This is a genomic window from Bacillota bacterium (genome assembly GCA_013178125.1).
Lineage (GTDB): Bacteria > Bacillota > SHA-98 > Ch115 > JABLXJ01 > JABLXL01.
In genome coordinates this window covers 1-24,113 of the sequence record JABLXJ010000024.1, presented here as the reverse complement: position 1 = coordinate 24,113, position 24,113 = coordinate 1, and the positions used below count along the sequence as shown (strand labels likewise).

The 24,113-nt window shown below is 59.0% G+C and carries 23 protein-coding genes and 1 riboswitch; of the genes, 2 read left to right on the top strand and 21 right to left on the bottom strand.

Annotation, left to right across the window (positions count from 1 at the left end):
* Positions 1-139: 139 nt before the first annotated feature.
* The 10 genes from HPY71_13910 to HPY71_13865 form a co-directional block, all read right to left on the bottom strand.
* Complete coding sequence (locus HPY71_13910; GenBank protein NPV54589.1) at positions 140-595, bottom strand: cytidine deaminase; 456 nt, start codon at positions 593-595, stop codon at positions 140-142.
* Positions 589-1,032 carry a ribose 5-phosphate isomerase B gene (rpiB, locus tag HPY71_13905; GenBank protein NPV54588.1) on the bottom strand — a complete coding sequence of 148 codons (444 nt, stop codon included), beginning with the start codon at positions 1,030-1,032 and terminating at the stop codon, positions 589-591. The genes HPY71_13910 and rpiB overlap by 7 nt, the downstream gene beginning before the upstream one ends.
* Positions 1,033-1,216: 184 nt before the next feature.
* Complete coding sequence (locus HPY71_13900; protein NPV54587.1) at positions 1,217-1,852, bottom strand: low molecular weight protein arginine phosphatase; 636 nt, start codon at positions 1,850-1,852, stop codon at positions 1,217-1,219.
* Between the two features lie 69 nt (positions 1,853-1,921).
* Positions 1,922-2,635, bottom strand: a complete 714-nt coding sequence (locus tag HPY71_13895; protein NPV54586.1) for a redox-sensing transcriptional repressor Rex — start codon at positions 2,633-2,635, stop codon at positions 1,922-1,924.
* 7 nt (positions 2,636-2,642) lie between these two features.
* Positions 2,643-4,781 (bottom strand): 2Fe-2S iron-sulfur cluster binding domain-containing protein, encoded by a 2,139-nt coding sequence (locus tag HPY71_13890; GenBank protein NPV54585.1) that lies wholly within the window; start codon positions 4,779-4,781, stop codon positions 2,643-2,645.
* A 4-nt stretch (positions 4,782-4,785) separates the two neighbouring features.
* The gene (gene nuoF / locus HPY71_13885) at positions 4,786-6,453 is read right to left on the bottom strand and encodes an NADH-quinone oxidoreductase subunit NuoF (GenBank protein ID NPV54584.1); all 1,668 of its coding nucleotides are present in this window, start codon (positions 6,451-6,453) and stop codon (positions 4,786-4,788) included.
* 353 nt (positions 6,454-6,806) lie between these two features.
* Complete coding sequence (gene nuoE / locus HPY71_13880) at positions 6,807-7,430, bottom strand: NADH-quinone oxidoreductase subunit NuoE (protein ID NPV54583.1); 624 nt, start codon at positions 7,428-7,430, stop codon at positions 6,807-6,809.
* A 205-nt stretch (positions 7,431-7,635) separates the two neighbouring features.
* The gene (locus HPY71_13875; GenBank protein NPV54582.1) at positions 7,636-8,787 is read right to left on the bottom strand and encodes a SpoIIE family protein phosphatase; all 1,152 of its coding nucleotides are present in this window, start codon (positions 8,785-8,787) and stop codon (positions 7,636-7,638) included.
* 7 nt (positions 8,788-8,794) lie between these two features.
* A complete protein-coding gene (locus HPY71_13870; GenBank protein ID NPV54581.1) occupies positions 8,795-10,735 on the bottom strand; it encodes a PAS domain-containing protein in 1,941 nt (646 codons plus the stop codon).
* A 136-nt stretch (positions 10,736-10,871) separates the two neighbouring features.
* Positions 10,872-11,156: a (2Fe-2S) ferredoxin domain-containing protein gene (locus HPY71_13865; protein NPV54580.1), complete on the bottom strand. Its 285-nt coding sequence runs from the start codon at positions 11,154-11,156 to the stop codon at positions 10,872-10,874.
* Between the two features lie 292 nt (positions 11,157-11,448).
* On the opposite strand from HPY71_13865, the gene HPY71_13860 reads away from it, so the two are divergent.
* Positions 11,449-11,928, top strand: coding sequence for an N-acetyltransferase (locus tag HPY71_13860; GenBank protein ID NPV54579.1), 480 nt, complete (start codon positions 11,449-11,451; stop codon positions 11,926-11,928).
* On the opposite strand, the gene HPY71_13855 is transcribed toward HPY71_13860, so the two are convergent.
* From HPY71_13855 to rpmE, 5 genes are all read right to left on the bottom strand, one after another.
* Positions 11,915-13,150, bottom strand: coding sequence for a threonylcarbamoyl-AMP synthase (locus tag HPY71_13855; protein NPV54578.1), 1,236 nt, complete (start codon positions 13,148-13,150; stop codon positions 11,915-11,917). The two genes, HPY71_13860 and HPY71_13855, sit on opposite strands and share 14 nt — an antisense overlap.
* Before the next feature lie 35 nt (positions 13,151-13,185).
* Complete coding sequence (locus HPY71_13850; protein ID NPV54577.1) at positions 13,186-14,271, bottom strand: peptide chain release factor N(5)-glutamine methyltransferase; 1,086 nt, start codon at positions 14,269-14,271, stop codon at positions 13,186-13,188.
* Positions 14,264-15,331, bottom strand: a complete 1,068-nt coding sequence (gene prfA / locus HPY71_13845) for a peptide chain release factor 1 (protein ID NPV54576.1) — start codon at positions 15,329-15,331, stop codon at positions 14,264-14,266. Before prfA ends, HPY71_13850 begins: the two co-directional genes overlap by 8 nt.
* A complete protein-coding gene (locus HPY71_13840) occupies positions 15,315-16,298 on the bottom strand; it encodes a DUF1385 domain-containing protein (GenBank protein ID NPV54575.1) in 984 nt (327 codons plus the stop codon). Before HPY71_13840 ends, prfA begins: the two co-directional genes overlap by 17 nt.
* A gap of 136 nt (positions 16,299-16,434) precedes the next feature.
* Positions 16,435-16,632, bottom strand: a complete 198-nt coding sequence (gene rpmE / locus HPY71_13835) for a 50S ribosomal protein L31 (GenBank protein ID NPV54574.1) — start codon at positions 16,630-16,632, stop codon at positions 16,435-16,437.
* 338 nt (positions 16,633-16,970) lie between these two features.
* Between rpmE and HPY71_13830 the strand changes: the two genes are divergently transcribed.
* Entirely contained in the window at positions 16,971-18,284 is a 1,314-nt protein-coding gene (locus HPY71_13830; protein ID NPV54573.1) for a pyridoxal phosphate-dependent aminotransferase family protein, read from the top strand.
* A gap of 57 nt (positions 18,285-18,341) precedes the next feature.
* On the opposite strand, the gene HPY71_13825 is transcribed toward HPY71_13830, so the two are convergent.
* From HPY71_13825 to HPY71_13800, 6 genes are all read right to left on the bottom strand, one after another.
* Positions 18,342-19,094 carry a UPF0280 family protein gene (locus tag HPY71_13825; protein NPV54572.1) on the bottom strand — a complete coding sequence of 251 codons (753 nt, stop codon included), beginning with the start codon at positions 19,092-19,094 and terminating at the stop codon, positions 18,342-18,344.
* 16 nt (positions 19,095-19,110) lie between these two features.
* Positions 19,111-19,521: a 4Fe-4S binding protein gene (locus HPY71_13820; GenBank protein ID NPV54571.1), complete on the bottom strand. Its 411-nt coding sequence runs from the start codon at positions 19,519-19,521 to the stop codon at positions 19,111-19,113.
* Between the two features lie 94 nt (positions 19,522-19,615).
* A complete protein-coding gene (locus HPY71_13815; protein ID NPV54570.1) occupies positions 19,616-20,791 on the bottom strand; it encodes a hypothetical protein in 1,176 nt (391 codons plus the stop codon).
* A 128-nt stretch (positions 20,792-20,919) separates the two neighbouring features.
* Positions 20,920-21,093, bottom strand: a riboswitch (SAM riboswitch).
* Between the two features lie 143 nt (positions 21,094-21,236).
* Positions 21,237-22,661, bottom strand: coding sequence for an amino acid permease (locus HPY71_13810; GenBank protein NPV54569.1), 1,425 nt, complete (start codon positions 22,659-22,661; stop codon positions 21,237-21,239).
* A 248-nt stretch (positions 22,662-22,909) separates the two neighbouring features.
* The gene (locus HPY71_13805) at positions 22,910-23,863 is read right to left on the bottom strand and encodes an NAD-dependent epimerase/dehydratase family protein (protein ID NPV54568.1); all 954 of its coding nucleotides are present in this window, start codon (positions 23,861-23,863) and stop codon (positions 22,910-22,912) included.
* A gap of 101 nt (positions 23,864-23,964) precedes the next feature.
* Positions 23,965-24,113 (bottom strand): carbohydrate ABC transporter permease (locus tag HPY71_13800; protein NPV54567.1); only part of this gene is annotated, 149 nt, incomplete at its 5' end.

The window sequence follows — 24,113 nt, the reverse complement described above, 5'->3', positions numbered from 1 at the left end:
TCGCCGCCAGTCCCCATTTCTCACAATCCCGCATCCACACAAGCTCTCATTAGGCGGATCACCCGCCTCCATGGCCAGGCCGCCAAACCCCAGGGTGCCTAAGAAGAATTACTTTGACGTGGACCTGCCTCCTACTCTCCTATTGCCAGCTCCGCAATATGACTCCGGCCTCGCTCAGGATGCTGCGCGCCAGCTCATCAGGGTAATCACCTGAGAATACGATCTCGGTTATGCCCGCGTTTACGAGCATTTTAGCGCAGAGACTGCACGGCTGGTGAGTGCAATACAGGGTGGAGCCCCATATGCTCACCCCGTGCAGCGCAGCCTGGATTATGACGTTCTGTTCGGCATGGAGGCCCCTGCACAACTCCTGCCGCTCGCCCGATGGTATATCGCGCTCGCTGCGGAGACACCCCACCTCCGAGCAGTGCCTCAGCCCTGACGGTGCCCCGTTATACCCCGTGGCGAGGATGCGGCGCTCCCTGACGGCGATCGCGCCGACCTGGCGCCGCAGGCACGTTGACCGCTTCGAGACAAGCTGCGCTATCTCCATGAAATACTCATCCCAGGACGGCCGGCCCACCACGATCAGCATCCTCCCTCCGCCAGCGTGATCTTCTCTATACGCCTGGCGTGGCGACCCTGGGAGAACGGCGTGTTCAGCCACACCTTGAGGATCTCCTCTGCGACAACCGGGCCGATGATCCGCCCGCCGAGCGTAAGCACATTCGCGTCATTATGTTCCCGCGCGAGCCTGGCCGTCACCGTATCATGGCAAAGTGAGGCCCGGATGCCCCGGATCTTATTGGCCGCTATGCTCATCCCGATGCCCGTCCCGCATATGAGCACGCCCCGGTCAAACTCGCCCCGCGCCACGCGGCGCGCGACCTCCAGGCCGATATCGGGGTAATCCACGCTCTCCTCGGAGAATGTCCCGAAATCCTCATAGACAACCCCCATATCATCCAGGATGCCCTTCAGATGCTCCTTCAACCGGTATCCCCCGTGGTCGCTACCCAAAGCTACCCTCATCCAAACCAGTCCCCTTGCCCTATAAGATTCTTACCTCATAGAATTCTATAGAATCCTGCTCTATAAGACGCCGCCCTCGCCCTACAAAATTATGATCAAGATTATGATTATGTCATAATCTGACATCCTCCCACGGCTAAAGCCATGGGCTTTCCCGCGCGGGTTTTGTAATCCTAAATTAGGATTACGCCCCACAAGATTCTATGCCCTTAAACCTCGAGATAATCCTCTCGACCGCATCGCCGATTTCATCCGCCACGGCCCGGTAAATGTCTATTGACTTGCCGTAGGGATCAGCAATGTCGCCATATCCATCTCCAGCTCCATCCCCATCTCCGGGCCTGCCCCCACCCGGCTTATCCCCCGCCTCATCGGCAAATCCCTCTCCGATGGGAAATCCCTTTCCGACGGCAAATTCCTTTATAGAAAGGACCTTATCCCTTGCTTCAGGGTACATGGCAACAAGGGATCGCTTGTGATCATCGGTCATCGTAAGGATAATGTCAGCATCCTCAACAAGCTGGCGAGTTATCGACCGCGCCCGGTGGCCCGATATGTCGAGGCCCCGTTCCTTCATCACCTCAACCGCAAAGGGAGAGGCGGGCGCACCCTCCGGGGCATACAGCCCGGCGGAGATGACCTCTATACCGTCTGTACCGGCACCGGGGCCGGACGCACCCTCGCCCTGCTCCTTCGAGGGCTTCAATGATCTGAAACCCTCGCGGAGCATAGCCTCGGCCATCGGGCTGCGGCATGTATTACCGGTGCATATGACGAGGACCTTCCTGGGCCGCCGGGGAATCTGTCTCGAATCCTCCATAAGAATCGAGATAGCACCTCCACGCCAACATTTATGTTATATACACATTCTCCCCGGAATGTCAAATACCTATCTAATTTCTCGGTCGGCATCTAATCTCCTGCTTCGCCTGCAAGCGAATTCATCTTTTTTACGCCTTGTAGACCCGGATTCCCCCGCAAGGTGGTGAAAGAGCGTAGCGAGGCCCGAGGCCAGGTCCTCATTGCGCACCACCACATCCGCGGGGACCTTGATCGTCACAGGGGCAAAATTCCATATTGCCCGTATGCCCGCGGCCACCATGTCATCGGCGACCGATTGAGCCTCCTCAGCCGGCACGGTGATGATCCCAACCTGAATGCCCAGCCGCCGGACCACATGGGACAGCTCGCTCCGGGGGAAGATCTCCCTCCCGCCGAGCTTCTTGCCCACCTTAAGGGGATCAATATCAAACAACGCCACAATGCTGAGGCCATACCTGCCGAACCCGCCGTAATCGGCAATGGCCGTGCCGAGCCGCCCGGCGCCGACCAACACGGCCTCATTCAGGTTCCTGATGCCAAGCACCCCCTCGAGCAGGGAAGCCAGCTCCGCGACGTTGTAGCCAACGCCGGGCTTGCCAAACTGCCCGAACTGCGTAAGGTCCTTCCGCACCTGGACCGGGTTTACCTCAGCCTCCCTGGCGATCTCCTCAGAGGAGACGAATCCCATGCCCCTCTCTCTACACCGGTTGACGCAACGGTAATAGCGGGGGAGGCGCAGGAGCGCCTGCCTGGGGATGGTCGCGCCTATCCCTCTGGACATCCCTGACTCACCTCCGTACGGCTTGACCCTGGTCGGCGGCGGGGCCTGTAGCGGGGCTCGCGGCGGGGCTCCCCGGAGCGCTCGCGATCTGCGGCCTTATGAAGTTCTCCACGACCCAGCCCGCCTTATCAGGAGTCACTCCGGTTATGACCTTGCCGTTCACGCTCACGGATGGGCCCTTATCGCACCTCTCAAAACAGAATGTCGCGTGCAGGTTTACCCTATCGCTCAGGCCGGCCTTTCCGACCTCGTCGATCAGGTTCTGGAGGACATTGTACGAGCCCCTGAGGTAGCACGAGGTCCCGACGCAGACGGCGACATCGACCTTGCTGACCCTGTCGTCGCACCTGCCAGCCTCCGCTGCCCCCGCCTCCGGGCCCGCCCCGGGCTGGCTCGTAAGCTCGATATCCTCGCCCGATATCCTCCTCCTGGAGGAATACGCTGTGTGGAGGGCATCATGTGCCCCCTTCCCGTTTGGCTCGTCCAGACACTTCCCCTGCCCGTAGAGCGCGGTCACCACGGGGTTATCCTGCGACTTGCGCAGCTGGACAAGCTTGTCAGCGGCGTAGAGGCCCTTGCCCCGCTTCTCCCGCGCCTCCTTGTTATTGGGCACCGGCTGCCCGCCGCCGCCGACGCACCCGCCCGGGCACGCCATGACCTCTACCAGGTCGTAGCCGGCCTCGCCGCGCGCGATCCTATCCAGGAGATCCCTGGCCGCTCCGAGCCCATTAACAACAGCAAGCCTGATCTCGCGGCCGCCGATCTCCACTGTTGCCTCCTTCAAGGACTTCATGCCGCGCACCTCGACAAAATTCACATTGCCGAGCGGACGGCCCGCGAGCTTTTCATATGCTGCCCTCAGCACAGCCTCGGCCACCCCGCCCGTTACGCCGAATATAACCCCGGCGCCGCTCGCGAAGCCGAATGGGGCGTCGAATGAATCCACCTCGAGCTCCTCGAAGGAGATGCCAGCCTCCTTGATCATCCTGGTTATCTCCTGGGTCGTCAGGACGAGATCCACGTCCCTCACGCCGCCGGTGGCGAACTCAGGCCTCCTCGCTTCGAACTTCTTCGCCGTGCACGGCATCACCGAGATCACGAAGAGGTCTTCCGGCTTGATGCCGAGGCTCCTGGCGTAGAACTTCTTGGCCACGGACCCGAACATCTGCTGAGGCGACCGGCAGGTTGATATATTTGAAACGAAACCAGGATAATACTGCTCCGCAAACTTGACCCAGGCGGGGCAGCACGATGTGAACTGCGGCAGCCGCTCGCCCTTCGCGAGCCGCTCCGCGAACTCCGCGGTCTCCTCCACGACGGTCAGGTCCGCCGCAAAGCAGGTGTCGAACACCCTGTCAAACCCTATCCTCTTGAGGGCAGCCACGATCTTGCCCGTGGCTATCTCGCCTGGAGGCATGCCAAACGCCTCGCCCACGGCCACGCGCACTGCCGGCGCGATCTGGGCTATGACCGTCTTCTTTGGGTCGTGGATCGCCTTCCAGGCCTCATCGACCTCGGACTTGACCACGAGCGCGCCCGTGGGGCACACGGCCACGCACTGACCGCAATTCACGCAATCGACCTCGGCCATGCTCTTATTGAACGCCGGGGTCACCACAACCCTGGAGCCCCTGAAGGCGAAATCAAGCACCCCTATCCCCTGGACCTCCTCGCACATCCTGACGCAATCGCCGCAGAGGATGCACTTGTTGGGGTCCCTCACGATGGCCGGGCTGCTCTTGTCGAGCGGGAGTCTCGCATCGCGCTGGCCAAGACGAACATCCCGCACACCGAGCTGCATGGCGAGGTCCTGAAGCTTGCACGCACCGTTCTTCTCGCAGGTTGTGCAGTCGCGGTTGTGGTTGGCCAGCAGGAGCTCGATTATTATCCTCCGGAGCCTCCGGACGCGCTCAGTGTTCGTCCTGATCACCATGCCGTCCCTCGGCGGCGTCGAGCATGCCGCCACGAGGCCTCCGCCATCAACCTCCACGAGGCACATGCGGCACGCCCCGTAGACGCTCAACTCCGAGTGGTAACAGAAGGTCGGGAGGTTGATGCCCGCCTTGCGTATAACCTCGAGCAGGTTCTCCTCGCCGTCGAGCGGGACCACCTGTCCGTCGACAGTTATCTTCTTCCCGTTGATCATGTTCCTAGCCCTCCTTCACCGCGCCAAACGGACATGCCGTGACGCATGCGCCACATCTCACGCATAGTTGAGTATTGATCGAATGTCTCTTCCGGATCTCGCCCGAAATGGCCCCTGCCGGGCATTGCCTTGCGCACTTGCCGCAGCCCTTGCAGGTCTCGTCTATATAGAACTGCTTAAATGCCTGGCACACGCGCGCCGGGCACATCTTCTCCACCACGTGGGCCATATACTCGTCCCTGAAATACCGGAGCGTCGTTAGAACCGGGTTCGGAGCGGTCTTGCCCAGGCCGCAGAGCGATCCATCCTTCACCGCCCAGGCGATCTCCTCGAGGAGGTCGACATCCTCCCTGGTGGCCTCGCCCGCGACGATCTTTTCGAGGATCTCCAGCATCCTCCTGGTGCCCTCGCGGCATGGGACGCACTTGCCGCACGATTCGTTCTGCGTAAAATGCATGAAGAACCGGGCGACCTCAACAATGCACGTATCCTCGTCCATCACGACGATCCCGCCCGAGCCCACCATGGCCCCAACGCGTGCAAGCGAATCAAAATCGAGGGGCAGGTCCAGGTGCTCCTCGGTGAGGCACCCGCCGGAAGGCCCGCCTATCTGGGCGGCCTTGAACCTCTTGCCGCCGCGTATGCCGCCGCCGATGTCGAATATCACCTCGCGCAGGGTGCAGCCCATTGGGACCTCTATGAGGCCCGTATTTACCACCTGGCCCGTCAGGGCGAAGGTCTTCGTGCCGGGGCTTCCCTCGGTCCCGAAGCTCCTGAACCAGTCCTTGCCGTTCAGGATTATGCCTGGCACGTTTGCGAGCGTCTCCACATTGTTTATGACTGTCGGCTTCCCCCAGAGACCGCTCACGGCCGGAAACGGCGGTTTCGGCCTGGGCATCCCCCGCCTACCCTCGAGCGACGCGAGCAGGGCTGTCTCCTCTCCGCATACAAAGGCACCCGCGCCCTCCTTGATCTTGATGTCGAAAGAGAACCCGCTCCCCAGGATGTTCTTCCCGAGGATCCCCCACTCGCGTGCGTCGGCGATCGCCTTCTTGAGGCGCCTCACCGCAAGCGGGTATTCCGCTCGCACATATATATATCCCTCCTGGGCCCCTACGGCGTAGCCTGCGACCATCATTCCCTCGAGGACGCGGTGAGGGTCCCCCTCCATGACGCTCCGGTCCATAAAGGCGCCCGGGTCCCCCTCGTCCCCGTTGCAGACCACGTATTTCTTATCGCCCTGGGCAATGCGCGTAAACTCCCACTTCTTGCCCGTGGGGAAACCCGCCCCGCCGCGGCCGCGCAGGCCGGATCCGAGTATCTCATTCACGACCTCCTCAGGCGTCATGCCAGCAAGGATCTTCGCTATAGCCTGGTAACCATCGTGCGCGATGTAGTCCTTTATATCCTCGGGGTCGATGCGCCCGCACCTGGCCAGGGCCAGACGCTTTTGGCGCCGGTAAAACGGTATAGAGCCCTCTGTCTGGAAGACTTCGCCTGTGCCCGGGTGGTGGTAAACCAGTCGCTCGATTACCTCACCCTTGCATAGGGTCCGGTCCACGATCTCCTCGGCATCCTCCGGCCTGACCTTCACATACAGGAGCCCACCCGGTTCGATCCTCACAAGCGGCCCCATTTCGCAGAACCCGTGACACCCACTCTTGGACGTCATTGCTCCCGCCTGGTGCGCATCCGTCCCACCGTTGCCACACTCAGGCGAAGACCCGGCGCAATCGTGCGAGGCCTCAGCGGAGGGTTCAACGCGCCCCACAGGAGAGCCTGCCGGCGATCCCGGCCCGGCCACGGAGCCAGAGGCGTCAAGGACCGCGTGCCCCGCCTCCTTCGCGAAATCAACATCGACCAGCACGCCCCGCCCCTGAGCCAGGCGCTTTATCTCGCGATAAACCTCGGGGGAGCCGTTTGCCACACAACCCGTTCCCGCGCAGACCAGGACCCTCATCTTAGCCTGGTCAAGCACGCGCAGGTAGTCCTCCTTCATCTTGTCAAGCTCGGTCCTCGAAGCTATCATTGAACCTCACCCTTCCTCTCCGCCTTTATGATGTCATCCAGGACCTTCCCCACCTTCTCCCGCGTCATCTGCCCGTAGATCTTGTCGTTTATCATCACGACGGGCGCAAGGCCGCACGCGCCGAGGCATGAAACCGTCTCGATCGTAAACATGAGGTCTCGCGTAGTTCTCTCGTCATCCCTGAGTTTCAACTTATCACGGATGGCGCGCAGCACCGGCTGCGATCCCCTGACGTGGCAGGCCGTCCCATCGCAGGCCCTGATCACGTACTTCCCCTGGGGCTCCAGGGAAAATTGAGCGTAAAATGTCGCAACCCCGTAAACCTTGGCCGGCGGGAGCCCAAGCGCTGTCGCAACATAGGTCAGAATCTCCCTTGGGAGGTAGCGGTATTCATCCTGCACCTCCTGGAGAATGCTGATCAGCGCCGCCTTATCACACTCATACTTTTCGAGGATCTCGTTGACCTTCTCGAATCGGCGATCCACAAGGCTGCTCGCTTCCTGGTCAACGTCTCGAACGTCAACGCCTCGAACGTCGTCGTGAGCATCCTGGCGAACATCCCGATGCTGGTGAATATTCTGATGCTGGTGAATATCTTGATGGATGTCTATTTCCGGCATGTCATTCCCCTCCCACTATTCCCACTATCATGATCACCGCTACCATAATCCCCGCCCGCCGCCCACCATCACATTTGCCGCACGCTGCTCAGGCGACACAGCTCCATCTATCTCTTCATCTCCATCTCTTCATCTCTCCTCGCCTCTCCCCGCCCAGCAGGTTTGCTCGCCCGGCGCGCGACTGCAGGGTGAAAAGAGATGCGCCCTAAAAATAAACTGTTTCAACATGCTTACCGCGGCGCTCGAGCATCCTGGTGATATCCGAGACGACTTGCATCTTCAGAGACAGGCTCACTGGAAGCCTGGGATTCTGGTGCGCCGGATTTATGGCCCTCCCTACAATGAACCTTACCCTATCGCTCTCTAGCAACATCCTGGCAAGCGCACTGGCTCCATCATTCCCGCGCGGCGTGATGCCCGAGCTCGCTGCCTCCTCGAGGATATTCCGCGCACGGGACAGCGTGATAATCCCCTCGGTCACGAGATCAATCCCTGCTATACGCCCTGACGGCGGAAGGTCCGGTGATATCGAATCAATATCCACATCAAGAGGCCTCCCCAGTTCCCTGGCGATGAAAAGGCTCGTCGTCCCGCCGCATACAGCCTTCTTGCCTGTCTCCCTCATCAGTTCCCTCGCCACCCTGGGATCATCCTCGCGGTTCCGGGGCGGGCCGACCACGACGGTCAGCGTCCGTGGATAGCGCACTTTGAGGACGACGGCGGTTGCATCATCACCCGGCTGGCCGGCATAGAGATGATAACACACCCGCGTCAGGCGCCGGGCGATGGACGACGCATCCTGGTGCCTTCCCGCAAGACCTTCCAGGTATTCAGCGACATTTGACCACTGCCACCCCAAGTTGAGCACCCCCCCGACTCCAGCATGTACCACCCCATCACTCGTAAGGACAATGGCATCCTCGTTCGAAACTGTAAACCTGCACTCCCTCACCGTCCTACTGGCTATCACGCGGGCGCTCGTGGCCAGACCCGTCACCTTGCCGTCCCTTATGAAAAATGCCGGCGGGTTGTCGAATTCCGCCAGGTAGGCATCGCCGGAATTGAAAACCTGGACGATGCTGAAGGTTGAATACGCAAGCTTCCTGATCTGGCAGACCGGCAGCGTGTGGCTGAGCGTCTCGACAACCTCATCAAGTTCCAGGCCACCCTTCAACATCGAGGCCGCTATCTTCGTGGTCAGGGTTGACAGGATATTGGCCTTAACGCCGCTCCCCAGGCCGTCGGCCATGACCACGATGACCGAGTTCCCGGTGCGCGCTACCTCAACGCTATCGCCGCAGAGCTCCTCGCCTGCCTTGGGAAGGTTGGAGTAATCCACTTCGACGAATATGCTCATCGCCCGCTCACCTCTCAGCCCCATTCCCCTCTTCGCTCTGGAATAGCTTCATGAGCCTCGTAAGCAACACCTTCGTCTCGGCGGTTGTCTCGCCGAGGAGGCCAGCGACCTCTTGCGCGACGCGCATCTGCTTGTCTATGACCTCCTGAGCCCTATCAAGCGTCTCGCGCCTCACGCTGCTGAGCTTCTCCCGTTGCTTCCTCTCCTCCGTGATATCTGTTATCACCCCGAGGATCATGCCCTGTTCCTCAACGAACACCACGGTCTGGAGGGTTACCATGCCCCGCTCGGGGTAGGCGATCTCCCTTGTAATGACCCTGCCGGCCCTGAGCGCCTCCTCAAAAGCGGCGGCATCAAGAAATTCATTCAACCTTCTGCCCTTGATCTCGTCGCGCCTCATGCCGAGCTTCCGCTCGACCACGGGGTTGACATCGAGTATCCTGAGGTCCGTGTCGGTGATGATGATACCGTTCGGCGTCAGGTTGAATGTCACGCTCGCCATGGATTCGGCCCGCTTGCGCATGTAAGGTATGCACATCTCGATCTCGGCCATGCCCTGGTAGACTGCGACAGCCTTCTCCCTGCACGAATCGTAACCGCACGCCCCGCAGTTCAGCTCATCCTCGGGAAGGATCTTCCCCGTGGCCGCCAGGATGCGCCTGATATCCTCCCCGCCGGGCTCGGGCGCATCCACCTTCCTGGCACTATACGCGCGCATGAGCGGTAGAAGTATCATCCTCCGGCCTGGCACATCCGGACCCGCCGCGCCCGCCCGCCGCTCCCGGCCTGCGTTGTCAGCGTCGCCCCCTTCGGCTGTTTCTTCACTAGCCCCATCGCCAACCACTTCATCAGCACTACTGACTACCTCACCGGCGCTATACGATAGCACCCTCCGGCGGCGTTCAAAGAGGCTCAAATCCGAGCATATGAACGGCCCGTCCACACATCCTCCATCGCAGGCCATCATCTCCACGAACCTTATCCCCTCAGGAGCGCCCGCCTGTAGAGCTTCGAGGAACTCCATGCACTCCTCGAGGCCCGTTACGACGGCGATGTCCTCCTCCAGGAGGTCGCTCGGCAGGTCTGCGGTCTTGACCAGCCCGCCCCCGACAGGAAATGTGCGGGCGGGGCCGGGCACGTCCCCAGCTTCGTAGACTGCTCCTGAACCCATCTCAATGCGGATTTCAATGGGGGTGCCCACGTCATCGCCATGAGCGCCATGAACGTCATGAACCTCACGGATGTCACGGATACGATCAAACCCGCAGGACTCCGCTGCCCCCGGGTCCAGACCCTCTCTGGATAGCCACTCCCGCAATTCGTCAAACGTCAGGACCGCGTCAATAGCCCCCTTCACATGCTTATCCACGGCCTCTCCCTTTTTAGCCACGCACGGGCCGATGAATACCACGGCACTATCTGGGCCGAGGGCGCGTTTCAGCAACCTCCCGTGCGCTATCATAGGTGAGACCACCGGGGCGATGTGGCGGATCATATCAGGATAATGCTTCTCAACTAGGTTCACTATCGCCGGGCATGAGCTCGAGATGATGGGCCAGGGGCCTCTGCCGCCCTCCACCAGCAGGCGGTGTCCAGCTGCAACGAATCTAGCAGCCACCGACGTCTCCTGGATGAACGAAAAACCGAGGAGCCGGAGCGCAGCGACGACCTGGCCGGGCCGCGCCTCAGGGAAGGCCGCTACAAAGGATGGCGCCAGGCTCGCGGCCACCCTTGCCCCGGGGCGCAGCAAGCCCCGGGCTCGATCAAGACCGCCCTCCACCTTCTTTGCCTTCTGGGGGCAAATCCTGGTGCACCTGCCATCCAGGATGCACCTGTCATCCACGACCTCCGCGTGTCCCGAAGTAACCCTGATAGCCTTGACAGGGCAGGAGCGGACGCATTTATAGCAGTCCTTACACCTGGCCTCGATCGTGGTTATCACTCCCACAAGCCTCTCCCCCAATCTTCCCCTTCCCGGTCTTCCAGTCTTATTCCCTGAATCTAAGTCCTAACTAAATCCACACCAAATCCCCACTAAATCCCCGCCAGCGCGCTGGGGCTGTGGGAACGAGCCCCGGCCGCTCTCAGGGCCTACTCTCAGGGCCCACCCCAGGCGATCCCGGCCCCTGCCTACCCAGGATCCTCTCCTCAAAGACCCCGACTGCACGATCTGGCGTCACGCCAGTAATGATCTCATCGTCGACCTTGATCGTAATGCCTTCGGCGCAGTGTTCGAGACAGAATGTCGCGCCGAGCTCAACCTCGCCTGCCAGGTCGTGCTCCCGGATCAGGGACTGGAAGGCCTTGATCACGTCGTACGCGCCCTTGAGGTGGCAAGAACTGCCAACGCAAACTAAAATGTTGTGCATTCCCCTCCCACACTCCCCCAGGCTTTCATATGTCCAAATACTCGACTGGTACCCGGCCACATACCTATTACACTCACATACCCGGTCTGGATACTTCGTAACTTTTTTCACAAATTATACTAGCACACTCGGGTTATAGTTGCAATAGACTCCCAAGAAGATTATCGAGAAAGTTCATCAGGAACGATTCCCCCTGGCTTGCCCGTGTGGTATAATATGGCTGTTCAAGGGGTGGAGAATAGTGTAAGAATAGCGTAATATCATAATCACCGGTGGGAGAGGGTTGAGGCTCTTGGAATTGAGAAAGGCACGTATGGAGGATGTAAAAAAGATACACAGGTTGATCAACGTATACGCCGAACGCGGCATGATGCTGCCGCGATCGCTCGCGCTCATCTATGAAAACCTCCGGGAGTTTGCCGTAGCTGAAGAGAATGGAGAGGTAATCGGGACCGGGGGGTTACACATTGTGTGGGGGGACCTGGCCGAGATAAGGGCCGTGGCCGTGCACGAGGATAGAATGGGCCAGGGCGTAGGAAAGGCGGTCGTAGAATTCCTGCTCCAGGAGGCGAGGAGCCTCGGCATCCCCCGCGTATTTGCCCTGACCTATAAGCCCGGGTTCTTCGAGAAGTGCGGCTTTCGCCTCACATCAAAGGACGAGCTCCCGCAGAAAGTCTGGAAAGATTGCATCAACTGTCCGAAGTTTCCCAACTGCGATGAGGTCGCAATGATCTGCGATGTTGGTGTCCGCGCTGGTACTAAACCAGTATGATCCGGCCGCCAGCTGCCTTTCGCAGCCTGTTCATGACCGCAAAGCCAAGGCCGCGCTCGTCGACGCCTTCAACGAGGATGACATCGGCGCCGTCATCATCAAACTGCCTGAGCAGGGCGAATATCCTCGATGCTATGGTTGAAAGGTCATGCCGCGTGCCGCTTGACACAATGTCCAGCCGCGACCTTGTTCCCATCGGCGCGCTATCCGCGAGGCGAGCGTAAGCGCCACAGGTTTCGTCCGTGCACATGATGCCGACTCGCTTACCCCGGGTCGCGAGCCTGGTCGCCACGGACCAGATCATTGAAACCATCGTCCCCATTGCTCCCATTGCCCCGTCCCCGGCCTGCGCCCCGCCGGCCCTATCCCCGCTGACCCTGCCCTCGCCAGCCCCGGGTCGCGTCCTGGCCTCGAATAGTATGACCTCCGCCTCCGGCGAATAATGCCGGTATTTCATGCCCGGCGCCTTCGGGGCCTGGTCCTGGCCCTGGTCCTCAGCAATTCCCGGCGCCAGGTCCGGCGAGCCCGGCGACCCGTGCCTGGCTTCCCTCGCCCCCAGCCCCGGGAGGATAACCTCGCCGATGACCGCCTGGATATCCTCGGGCGTCGTCCCGCCGGGCCGCAGGATCACAGGGGGGGTTACGGTTATGTCCAGCACTGTAGATTCAACGCCCACAGCCGTCGGCCCACCGTCGAGGATCAGGTCCACCTTGCCGCCGAGGTCGTCGATGACGTGCTCTGCCGCTGTCGGGCTCGGTCGCCCGGATGTATTTGCGCTCGGGGCGGCGACCGGGACGCCTGCCTCCGCTATGAGCCCAAGGGCTATATCGTGGTCAGGCATCCTCACCGCCACGGTATCTATCCCCCCAGTGGTTACGTAGGGCAGGCCGGGGTGCCTGGGGAAGATCAGCGTAAGCGGCCCGGGCCAGAACTGATCTATCAGGCGCTCCGCAACCAGCGGGACTGCCGACACCACACCTTGCAGGTCCTCCCTGCGCGCAATGTGAACTATGAGCGGGTTATCAGCTGGTCGCCCCTTGGCCCTGAAGATATCCTTCACGGCCTCCTCATCGAGCGCGTTCGCGCCCAGCCCGTAGACCGTCTCTGTGGGAAATGCGACGAGGCCCCCATCCCTCAGGAGGCGGGCTGCTCGACGGATCAAATCAAGCTCGGGATGGATGGGATCCACCCGTATTACCTCTGTATTCTTGCTGCCGGACATTTCTTGTCTACCAGACTTTCTTGCCTCAATTTGTCTCAACGTCCCTTGCGCGGTCCCCGGGCAAACGCAACCCTCTCGCGGCCCGAGTAATCGCGGAGGATTTCAACCTCCTCAAAGCGGCGCAAAGCGATCTCGCGAACCTCCTCCGCCCTGTTGCTCGCAACCTCGAGCGCAACGAATCCACCCTCAGCTAGATGCATCGGGGCCTGGGATAGTATGCCCCGGCAAACATCGAGCCCATCCTCGCCGCCATCGAGGGCGACCACCGGCTCATAGGTTATCTCATCCTGCAGGGTCCGCATCTCAGCGCTCGAGATGTAGGGAGGATTGGAGACTATCGCATCGAACTTCCCTTCGAATTCACGAGCTCCACAGATTCTACCTCTACGAGCTCCATCGACATCGAAACCAGCAAAGGGGGAAAACAGATCCCCCTCGATGAACGTAATCCTGTCGGTCACGCCGTGCTTATCCGCGTTAATCCGCGCCACAGCGAGCGCATCGGTGGAGATATCGCTCGCGAAGACATGCACACCCGGCACAAGCCTCGCCAGGCATATAGCTATGGCCCCGCTTCCCGTCCCAATGTCAGCAACCCAGAGCGAGCGACCATCCCACCCAGCAGGCTCCGCGCCTCCCACGCCGCGCCCGTGACCCGTCCCACCATGCCCGGCAAGCCTGGTAGCATGCCCAGCCTGAGGGCTGGCCGCTCCCACAACAGCGCGCCGGCCATCGTGTCGGTGGGCACGCTGATTCAGTCTCTCGACTACAGTCTCCACAAGTATCTCGGTCTCGGGGCGGGGGATCAAGACCCTCCTATCGACATAGAACTCGAGGGACATAAACTCCTTCTTGCCGCGAATATACGCCACGGGGACCCGTGACCCCCTAGCCTCGAGGACATCGTCGAACATCTTGAGTTGGTCGCCAGCGAGAAGCCTCTCCGGGTGGGTGTAAAGGTCCTCCCGCCTCGCGCCAAGGACCCACGCGAGCAGGACCTCAGCATCCAGGACGGGGGTTGGGACACCGCGCGGGCGCAAGTAGTCAGCGCCGCGCCTCAGGGCATCCTGTACTCTAATCTGACCAGCCGGTCCAGCTCCATCAAACTCGAGCTTAACCAATCTTCCTCAGCCTCTCAGCCTGGTCGGCTGCAACGAGCGCATCGATAACCTCGTCGAGGTCCCCGTCCAGGATGGCTTCGAGGCGATGGGTCGTAAAGCCGATCCTGTGATCCGTGACCCTGTTCTGGGGGAAGTTATACGTCCGGATTCGCTCGCTCCTGTCCCCCGTGCCGACCTGGGACTTTCTCGCTTGCGCGATCTCGGCCTCCTGCTCCTGCTCGACCTTGTCGAGAAGCCTCGCCCGGAGAACGCGCATGGCCTTTTCCCTGTTTTTGTGTTGGGACCTCTCGTCCTGGCAGGAAACGACGATGCCCGTGGGTATGTGGGTGATGCGGACAGCCGAATCCGTTGTATTTACGCTCTGGCCACCATGGCCCGTAGAGCGGTATACATCTATTCGCAAGTCCTCGGGCCGGATCTCCACATCGACCTCCTCCGCCTCCGGCAGGACTGCAACGGTCGCAGTGGACGTGTGGATACGCCCTGAAGCCTCTGTAGTAGGAACGCGCTGGACGCGATGCACGCCGCTCTCATATTTCAACCGGCTATACGCCCCCCGGCCCTCTACAGTGAAGATCACTTCCTTGAAGCCGCCGAGGTCCGTGGGATTGCTGCTCATCATCTCGATGCGCCAGCCATGCCGCTCCGCATAGCGCCCATACATTCTGAAAAGGTCTCCCGCAAAGAGAGCCGCCTCCTCGCCGCCGGCCCCGGCGCGTATCTCCACGATGACGTCCTTTTCATCGCTTGGATCCTTGGGAAGGAGCATGATCCTCAGCTCTTTCTCCAAATGTCTTGCCCTGGACTCCAACGACTCGAGCTCGGAGATCGCAAGCTCCCGGAGCTCGTCATCGATCCGTTCGCCGAGCATATCCTTCACGTCCCGGATCCCGTCCTTGACCGTCTTATACTCCCGGTATTTAGCGACGATCCCCTCCAGGTCCGCGTGCGCCCTCGCATAATGCTGCAGCTTCTCTTGATCCCCCAGCACCGCGGGGTCGCCCAGCATCTTCTCTATTTCACCATATTTTTGCTCCAACGCATCAAGCTGGTCCAACAAAGGCATCACCCTTCTTCTCTAGCACGGATTCCAGGGCTTTTATCGCGACCTCGAGCTGCTCATTGTCGGGCTCGCGCGTCGTAAGCTTCTGCAGCCATAGCCCGGGCGCGATGGCCCACCGGACCCACTTTGCCACGTGTTTCCGGCCTGTAGCCTTGATTACCTCATATGACAGGCCCGCGACAACAGGCAGCATGGCGAGCCTCAAGGCTATACGGGGCAGGAACGCCCTCCTCCCTATGAGGGAAAAGGCGATAATCATAATCACCATCACAATAAGGAGGAAGCTCGTGCCACATCTCGGGTGTAATGTGCTATGCTTCCGGGCGTTTTCCACTGTTAGCTCCTCGCCGGCTTCATATGTGTGAATGGTCTTGTGTTCGGCACCATGATACTCAAAGACCCTTTGAATATCTTTAATCCGCGACACAGCAAAAATGTATGCGAGAAATATAAATATCCTGAAAAGCCCCTCAAGCAGGTTAACCGCGACGACATTATGCACGAGCTTCTGGACCGCTACGGCAAAGAGATTGGGAAGCACGATAAACAGGCCGACGAAAAGCGCCATGGCGAATACGATCGTGCCCGTAAGCTCCCAGGGTTTTAACTTCTCCTCGCCTTCGCCGCCTGCAAACTCGTTGGCGGAGAACATCAAAGCCTGAATCCCGATGACCAGGGATTCCACCAGCATGACCACGCCGCGGATGACCGGCCACCTCAAGAACGGCCACCTGGCTGTCAACGAACCGATCGGCTTCTCCCGCACGGTGATCTCGTGATCCTGCCTCCGCACGGCAATGGCTATACTGGTTTGCCCGCGCATCATAACGCCCTCGATAACCGCCTGGCCGCCATATTGAAAATCTGAACCCAATTCTCCCACTCCCCTGCTAGGCTCCCCCTGCCAGCCACCAAGTTGTAAAAACAGAGCCACCCTGGCTCTGTTTCCAAATCTAACGTCCATTTCCAATCTAACGTCCAATAGTCCACTAGCGCTAGAAACCCGATGGATCCTCACCCCGGCCAGCAACAGGTTCCGGCAGCGCCACTCTGCCACATGTTTCCACTCTACTGTACCATATACTTCCATTCTTGCTTGCTTATAGCCCGTGGCGCCTCTTGAACCTCTCGACCCTTCCTCCTGTGTCGACTATCCTCTGCTTCCCCGTAAACATGGGATGGCACTTGGAACATATCTCCACCTTGAGGTCTTTTTTCGTCGAGCCGACCTCGAACCTCTCGCCACAAGCGCATGTGAGCGTCGTAATCTCAAACTTGGGGTGTATATCCTTCTTCATCCAGCCCACCTCTTTCTTGCTACTCTCTCATCTGCAAATAAATACCACCGCTGGCTCCAAGCTCGCTGCGCCATCGGCGGAACTTGCACCCAGGCACGCTCACATTATAGCATAATAAAAAGGCTTTATCAACAGCCAGCGCATCTTAGCATCTTACCAGCGCATCTTACTGCCGGCGCATCTTGCTAGCTCGTCTTGTATTTAGGATTGATTTCTGGTATTTTCGGGCCCATCTTTGTGCACAATTTTGTTGACATCTCTATATTGCTCATGGTAAGCTATGGATGTAATGGCCATGATGGACCAGTAAAAAACCAGTGAGGGGGACTTGAAATATTATGAACTCTCTCCAAAGAAGGATCGATGCTTTCTCCAGCCGCCTGAGGAAGGTCAAAGAAAACCACCTCTATTACTATCTCCAGCAGGTTGACGCGCTGAACGGCGCCAGGGTCACCATAGGCGGCCGGGAGATGATAATGTTCTCGTCATATAGCTACCTTGCCCTCATCGACCACCCCGGAATCAAAGCCGCAGCAAACGCGGCGACCAGCGAATTCGGGACGGGCACCCACGGAGTCAGGATCCTGGCGGGCACGACTAAGCTTCATGTCGAGCTTGAGCGAAGACTCGCGGAATTCATGGGGACGGAGGATGCCATAGCCTATAACAGCGGTTTCCTTGGCAATGTGGCGACGATCTCGTCCTTCGTTGGGAAAGGGGACGCCGTGATCGTCGACCAGCTGAGCCACGCGAGCCTGGTTGACGGCGCCAGGCTCTCAGGCGCGGAATTCATCTGGTTTCAGCACAACGACCCGTCTGACCTGGAGAGGATTCTCCGTGACGCAGAAGGCCGCTACAGGGGCAAGCTCGTGGTCGTCGACGGGGTCTACAGCATGGACGGCGATGTGGCGCCCGTGCCCGAGCTCCTGGAGCTCGTCCGCAAATACGATGCATGGCTGCTCGTTGACGAGGCGCACTCCCTGGGCGTCCTGGGGCGGACCGGCCACGGCATAAAGGAGTACTTCGGCCTTCCCGATGATGCGATAGATATAACCACAGGCTCTCTCAGCAAGACCCTCCCTGCCGTCGGCGGATTCGTCGCCGGAAAGGCTGACTTCATAGCATTCCTCCGCCATAATGCAAGAGGCTTTGTATTCTCCGCTGCGCTCCCGCCCGCCGCAACGGCCGCAGCGAAAGCCGCCCTCGACGTCATAGAGGAGGAGCAATGGAGGATCGCGAAGCTGAGGGCCAATATAAAGAGGTTTGTGGATGGCCTGCACGACCTCGGGTACGACACCCTTAACTCCAAGAGCGCGGTGATCCCGATCATAATCGGTGAGGAGGAGAAAACCCTGAAGCTGACCATGCTGCTCCATGAGGATGGGATATTCATCTGCCCGATATTGCCGCCCGCCGTGCCCCCAAAGACGTGCCGGCTCAGGGCAAACGTCCTCGCCTCCCATACAGATGAAGATATAGACCGGGCTCTGGATGCCTTGGGGCGCGCGGGCAAGAAGCTCGGCATCATCGGCGGCGGGCAAGGTTCCGCCAAGGGCGCGAGCGCCGGCGAGGGCGGGAGCGAGCGAGCGCCAGAGCCTGAACTCGAGCCCGCGATGGAGGTCGCAACAGGGGTCGTGAGCGCGGGCCGCTGAGTCAAGCTGAAAGAGATCCAGCGATGGTCCAATGGTCTGATCGGGGTGCATGGGATCCTATCCACATATAGGGACAAGCTTCACCTTCCCGTAAGCGGCCATCTTATCTCCCTTTATGATAAGCGCCCCCATAAGGCCATCTATGCGCCGGGCAAACTCCAAGGCGCCGCTTATATCGTCCGGCGTCCTGACAAGGTTCCCTATAGCCGTTGCCGCCGCATCGGCGAGCGCTGCATCGCGGGCGAGCGCGACGGCGGCATCGGCCCTTCCCAGGCTCAGCGAGTGCCCAACCGTCCCTGCGGACGTACAAATGCCCACGGGCATATCCGACGGGGGAATTTCGATGGCGATTCTATTGGTGAATGGGGAATCGCCGGCGAATATCCCCACCCGGCGATCCCGCTTCGATGCCATGAAGATATCCCCACCGTTCTCGACAATAACCTCGCCGCGGGCCTCATCAGAGCATTCGAGCAGCCTCCTGCCGACCCATTCAGCTATGGCGCCCGCAACAGCCGCCATCGGTCCCACGCCTGCGAGCCTGGCGGCCCTGGCCATTGTCACGGCTATGTCCGGCGCGCCGGGGAGCAGCCGGTGAGGCGCCAGGGTGGTCCTGAAGGCCGGGTCGCGCGCGATGTAGCTCTCGAGGTCGGCCCGGCACTCTATTACGGCCTGCAGGGCCAGATCGCGGAGATCCGAACCCGCCCTGATTAAAAGATCCGTCTCGGCGACGGCGACGGTGAACCCCTTGAGATCGTCGCCCTTTACCAGGTTTCGATATGTGCGTTCGGCGTAGAGCCCGGTATACACCCCGTGATCACCCCGCTCAAAATGTTACACTTATAATCCTCAGTGGACACGCGGGCACGCACATCTCGCATACGATGCACTTATCCTTGTCGAATTCCAGCTTCCACGTCTCAGGATTCATGTAGAGCGCATCCGAATGGCATACGGCCGTGCAGGCGCCGCAGTTGATGCATTCCTTCTCATCCCAACGAATCTCCTTGCTTAGTGGCTCTACACTTACACCCTGTTCTTCAAGGAAGCGTATTCCGGCGTTGATGTTCTCCTCGGAGCTATTCGAGAGCTCTATAACAAGCCGGCCGGATTCCCTCGGGACTATCCTTGCATACAATATATTGATTGCCAGGTCAAAATCCTTGACAAGCCTGTAAGTAAGGGGCTTCTCGACCATCGATGGTGGGAACGTCAAGACTATTCTCCTCTTAGCCATAGTTTCATCACCCACTCAATCTCAATATTGTCTGGTTCGATATTGTCTGGTTCGGTCCCTTCGGCCCTATGAACCCTGTTCTTCGACTTTAAACTCATTTAAACTCATTCATCTGCCTGATCTCGAGGGGCTTAGTCAGTTGCTCCGCCGGCAGGGATTGCACGGGCCGCTGCACAAAGAACTTGCCCTCGCGAATCCAGGTCTTGAGCGTCTCCGCTATCTCACGGGCCTTGGCGAGGCTGGATAGCGGGGCCGTGGGCACCACCTTGCCGTTTATGGTTATCTTACCGCTTCTCAGCTCCTTGTAGTTTGCGGTGCCGTATGTCGGCTTCGACCGCCTTCCGACGCCATAATCGACGATAGGAGCATGTATATCCTCATCTTTCACTGATACAAACTGGACCATTTCCTCGTCCAGGATCGGTATGGGTATACCGACGCCTACATACATGCTGACACCGTATTTATGGAATACCGCCGCGCGTATGAACCTCCTGTCCATCTGCTTGAGGTCCCCTATCAGCGCTAGCGTACCGGCGCCGCCAATCGGGATGCCCTTCTCGGTTCGCGAGACGGATGGGCTGTGCTGGGTGCCCTCCCAAGCCACATAACCCTGAGTCCCCCCGAGGAATATCCTCGTCCCGATGCCGATGGTCCTGTAGTAAGGGTCGTTCAGCAGCGGGCTCAGCTGCCCCGCGCTGCAGTAAGTCGCATTGCCAAGCTTGGGCAGCAGGGTTCCCATGTAGGTGTAGATGATCCTATCCGAGGAATTCACCGCGACTGAGTAATTCTGATAAGCGTTTCGCGGGTTGAATAGGTAAGCCTGGTTTATCGTATCCCTGGTTATGTATGTCTCGATCTCCCTTCGCGGGTAACAGTCCGTCCCGTAAGCCGTGGCCTTCAGCTTAACCGGCTTGCCGGATATGAGGTCCTCAATGACGTGAGCGCCCCCATACTCGAAACCAGCCGATTCTGAAAGCTCAGTCGCGCCTATATATGCGTCAACAGCTGCGACCCCTGTGTAGGCGGGGACATCGTTCAGCCAGACCCTGGTCATCTTTATGGGCGGGTCGGAATGCCCGAAATTCAGGAATGCGCCTGTCGAGCACATCGGCCCAAAGGTGGCCGTGGTCACAACGTCGACCTCCCTAGCTACCGCCTCGACCCCCTTCTCCTCAACCATGGGAATTATCTCCTCGGCGGTTACCACGACGACCCTTCCCGTCTTGATTTTCTCGTTGATTTCTTCGTAGGTCCTCCTAAATCCCATAAATCGCGCCTCCATCCGGTTAATGCTCTCCCAATTTACTCAATTGGTATATGGTACTCGCATGGCTCGCCGCACCAACCTAAATAAAATAGCCTCTTCGCATTGAGAAGAGGCACCAGACATTCCCCCTCTCATCTCTCAGGGCTCGCGTTCACACGTCCCCGTGCGTCTGTAGCCAGCACATAGCACAGCGCTTGGTGCGTAACGCGCACACCCTGCAGGAATTGGCACCGCGCAAGCGGATACCCGCCGCCGGTTGCCGGGCGTCATTGGGCCAGTCCCTCAGCCACTCTGGATAAGAGCTTTCCTGTGATATGCAATTTTGTTAATAATATTATCACGAGGCATTGCGGAAGTCAACAGGCCAAATGCAGGCCAAATGCAAAAATACTAAAAAACTCTTTCCCAAAAATTCCGGGGAGCCCCCTGGGCTCACGCACTCTCTTTAAGAGCACCCCTCCCGGGACGCGATAGAGCGATGGCGCCCATAGAAAAAGTAGACCATGAACCCAGTGGCAAGCCAGACTACAAACCGGATCCAGGTTACCCGGGGAAGGCTTACTATGAGGTAGGCACAGAAAACGATGGTGAGAATGGGGGTGAAGGGCACGAGCGGCGTCTTGAATGGCCTCCGAAGGTTCGGCTGGGTCTTCCGTAGGATCATTATCCCTATCGAGACTAAAATGAAGGCCGTGAGCGTGCCGATATTTGCCAGTTCAGCAACCATCCCAATCGGTAAAACCATCCCTATCAGGGCCACCACCGTGCCCGTTACAATGGTTATTATATAAGGAGTACCAAATTTAGCATGCACTCTTGAAAAGACATGAGGCAGGAGGCCGTCTCTTGACATCGCAAAGAATATGCGGCTCTGGGCGAAGATGGTTACAAGCAATACGCTGGTCAGACCGGCCAGCGCGCCCACTGAAATAGCTGCAGCGCCCCATGGGACTCCTACCTCGAGGAGGGCAAAGGCAACAGGGGCAGGGGTATCAAGCCTTTTGAAGCTTACCATGCCGGTAAGGAGTCCTGCTACTATTATGTAGAGAATAGTTGAGATGCCAAGGGAAGCGATGATGCCGGTGGGAAGGTCTCTTTGAGGGTTTCTTACCTCTTCGGCTGCGGTTGAAACTGCGTCAAATCCTATATATGCGAAGAATACAATGGCGGAGCCAGTCATGATGCCGGACCAGCCATTGGGAGCGAAGGGCACCCAATTGGATGGCTTGACGTGAAAGGCCCCGATCCCTATGAACAATAGAACTGCGAGGAGCTTTATCGCCACAATGAACTTATTTGCATGGGAGCTTTCCCGTGTGCTAAAAACAAGGAGCGACGTTATGATGGCGGTTATCAATCCAGCGGGCAGGTTGATTACCCCTCCCATCAGAGGAGACGACGTGGCCCACCGGGGCAGGACTATTCCTATAGCCTTCAAGAGATCAGTGAAATAGCCTGACCAGCCTATCGCCACTGCTCCGGCCGAAACCGCGTACTCCAGGATAAGATCCCAGCCAATGATCCAGGCAATGATCTCACCAAGAGCGACGTAAGAATATGTATATGCGCTGCCGGCCACCGGCACCATGGAGGCTAGCTCCGCATAGCTCAGTGCCGCTAAGCCGCTTGCGATCCCGGATACTATGAAAGATAGGACCACCGCGGGACCCGCGTACCGGGCGGCTGCGACTCCTGTCAGAACAAATATCCCCGTCCCGATTATAGCGCCTATGCCCAGGGCCGTCAAATCAACAGCCCCCAGGTTGCGTTTTAACTTCGTCTTCTTATATGCGCCATCCTTGAGGGTAGCTTCTGCGGATTTCCTGCTCCATATCCCCACTAGAGTTACGGCCTCCAAACCCGCTCCCATCTAGACTTATAGGTGCAGGTGCGCAAGGGTTTTCCCGTGCTCTGAATGCAGGGGATCAACCTGTGTCCCGCTTTAGTATTAGCCCTTCCTAAAATATCTAAGCATCTTCATCTTCATTTACATTTGTACCATATATACACCGGCTTTATATACATTCCATACTCTGACCAAACCCGACACCCTGACCAATAGTCCTGGCGGCCGCAAGCCCCTTTAGCCGTGGGGGTTCAGATTCCATGCCCTCTTCTTCAACCATCAATGACGCCGTGCTCGATCAACCAGCACACCGCCTCGTAGACGGCCTGCAGCGAGCTGTAGCGGGGCTGGTAATCCAGAAAGCGCCGGGCTTTGGCAATACTACAATTGGGGCTATGGGCAATGTGATCCCAGGTGTCGGCCGCCTCTCGCTCGGAGACGGTGGTGCGCCATTCCTCCCAGGGCATGAAGCGGAGATGGGCCGGCTGGCCGAACCAGGATGCCACCGCTTCAGCGTACCCTCGCAGGGTCAGCGCCGCCGGCGAGACTATATTAAAACTCTCGCCAACCGCGCTATTCCAGTTGGCCAGCGCCTTCATAAAGGCCTGGGCTACATCGTCGGCATGCACATGATGCACTGTTTCCATGCCCAGGTTGGGCAATGCCAGCTCCTCACCCCGTGCCAGCTGTGCGAAAACCCGCGGGTTAAAGTTGCCGGCCGGGTTAACAGGCGCCCAGCCCGGCCCCACGATATGACCTGGATGCAAAACGGTCGCGGGGAAACCGTTGCGCCGGGCTTCGTTCAGGAGGTATGCTTCGATCGCCGCCTTCTGAACGCCATAATCGCCAAAGGGATGGCGGGGTTGATCCTCGGTGGAGGGCACCTCGCCGCTGGGGCCGTATACCCAGATAGTGCCACAATGTAAGAAGTGCTGCACCCTTCCCCGTAGCGCCTCCACCAGGTGCCGGGCGCTCTCCAGCGTGAAGCAGACCATATCAATGACCACGTCCGGCTTCAGGCTGTTCACCCGCTCCCCGAAGGCGCCCGCCGCTTCTTCCGCTGTGCGGTCCATCACCACCTGCTGCACCGCCTTCCAGGCAGCGTGGGACCGGTAAGGCTCTCGCTGGCCGCGGCTTATGACGATGACCTCGTGCCCGGATTCCACCAGGCGAGGCACCAGGTAGGTGCCAACGTGGCCGCTCCCGCCAATGATCACAACGCGCATTGTAAAACCCTCCTCATCAATGACCTCTCTTCAGAAGATTATAGTTCAGTCCATGATGTGAAGCCACATAGAAAGCCATAAACACATCAACCTGGGCATTACTACTTCACCGCCCCCGCTGTCAGCCCGCTGACGAGGTATTTCTCTATATACAGGAACAGTATGAATACCGGGACCACTGCAACGAGCGAGGCCGCGCAGAGATACTGCCACTGCACATTGTATTTCCCGATGAAGGCGTATATGCCCA

Coding starts and splice junctions, on each gene's coding strand:
- HPY71_13910 (NPV54589.1), bottom strand. CDS start 595: ATGCTGATCGTGGTGGGCCGGCCGTCCTGGGATGAGTATTTCATGGAG.
- rpiB (NPV54588.1), bottom strand. CDS start 1,032: ATGAGGGTAGCTTTGGGTAGCGACCACGGGGGATACCGGTTGAAGGAG.
- HPY71_13900 (NPV54587.1), bottom strand. CDS start 1,852: ATGGAGGATTCGAGACAGATTCCCCGGCGGCCCAGGAAGGTCCTCGTC.
- HPY71_13895 (NPV54586.1), bottom strand. CDS start 2,635: ATGTCCAGAGGGATAGGCGCGACCATCCCCAGGCAGGCGCTCCTGCGC.
- HPY71_13890 (NPV54585.1), bottom strand. CDS start 4,781: ATGATCAACGGGAAGAAGATAACTGTCGACGGACAGGTGGTCCCGCTC.
- nuoF (NPV54584.1), bottom strand. CDS start 6,453: ATGACGTCCAAGAGTGGGTGTCACGGGTTCTGCGAAATGGGGCCGCTT.
- nuoE (NPV54583.1), bottom strand. CDS start 7,430: ATGCCGGAAATAGACATCCATCAAGATATTCACCAGCATCAGAATATT.
- HPY71_13875 (NPV54582.1), bottom strand. CDS start 8,787: ATGAGCATATTCGTCGAAGTGGATTACTCCAACCTTCCCAAGGCAGGC.
- HPY71_13865 (NPV54580.1), bottom strand. CDS start 11,156: ATGCACAACATTTTAGTTTGCGTTGGCAGTTCTTGCCACCTCAAGGGC.
- HPY71_13855 (NPV54578.1), bottom strand. CDS start 13,150: ATGTCCGGCAGCAAGAATACAGAGGTAATACGGGTGGATCCCATCCAT.
- HPY71_13840 (NPV54575.1), bottom strand. CDS start 16,298: ATGGACGTTAGATTTGGAAACAGAGCCAGGGTGGCTCTGTTTTTACAA.
- rpmE (NPV54574.1), bottom strand. CDS start 16,632: ATGAAGAAGGATATACACCCCAAGTTTGAGATTACGACGCTCACATGC.
- HPY71_13830 (NPV54573.1), top strand. CDS start 16,971: ATGAACTCTCTCCAAAGAAGGATCGATGCTTTCTCCAGCCGCCTGAGG.
- HPY71_13820 (NPV54571.1), bottom strand. CDS start 19,521: ATGGCTAAGAGGAGAATAGTCTTGACGTTCCCACCATCGATGGTCGAG.
- HPY71_13815 (NPV54570.1), bottom strand. CDS start 20,791: ATGGGATTTAGGAGGACCTACGAAGAAATCAACGAGAAAATCAAGACG.
- HPY71_13810 (NPV54569.1), bottom strand. CDS start 22,661: ATGGGAGCGGGTTTGGAGGCCGTAACTCTAGTGGGGATATGGAGCAGG.
- HPY71_13805 (NPV54568.1), bottom strand. CDS start 23,863: ATGCGCGTTGTGATCATTGGCGGGAGCGGCCACGTTGGCACCTACCTG.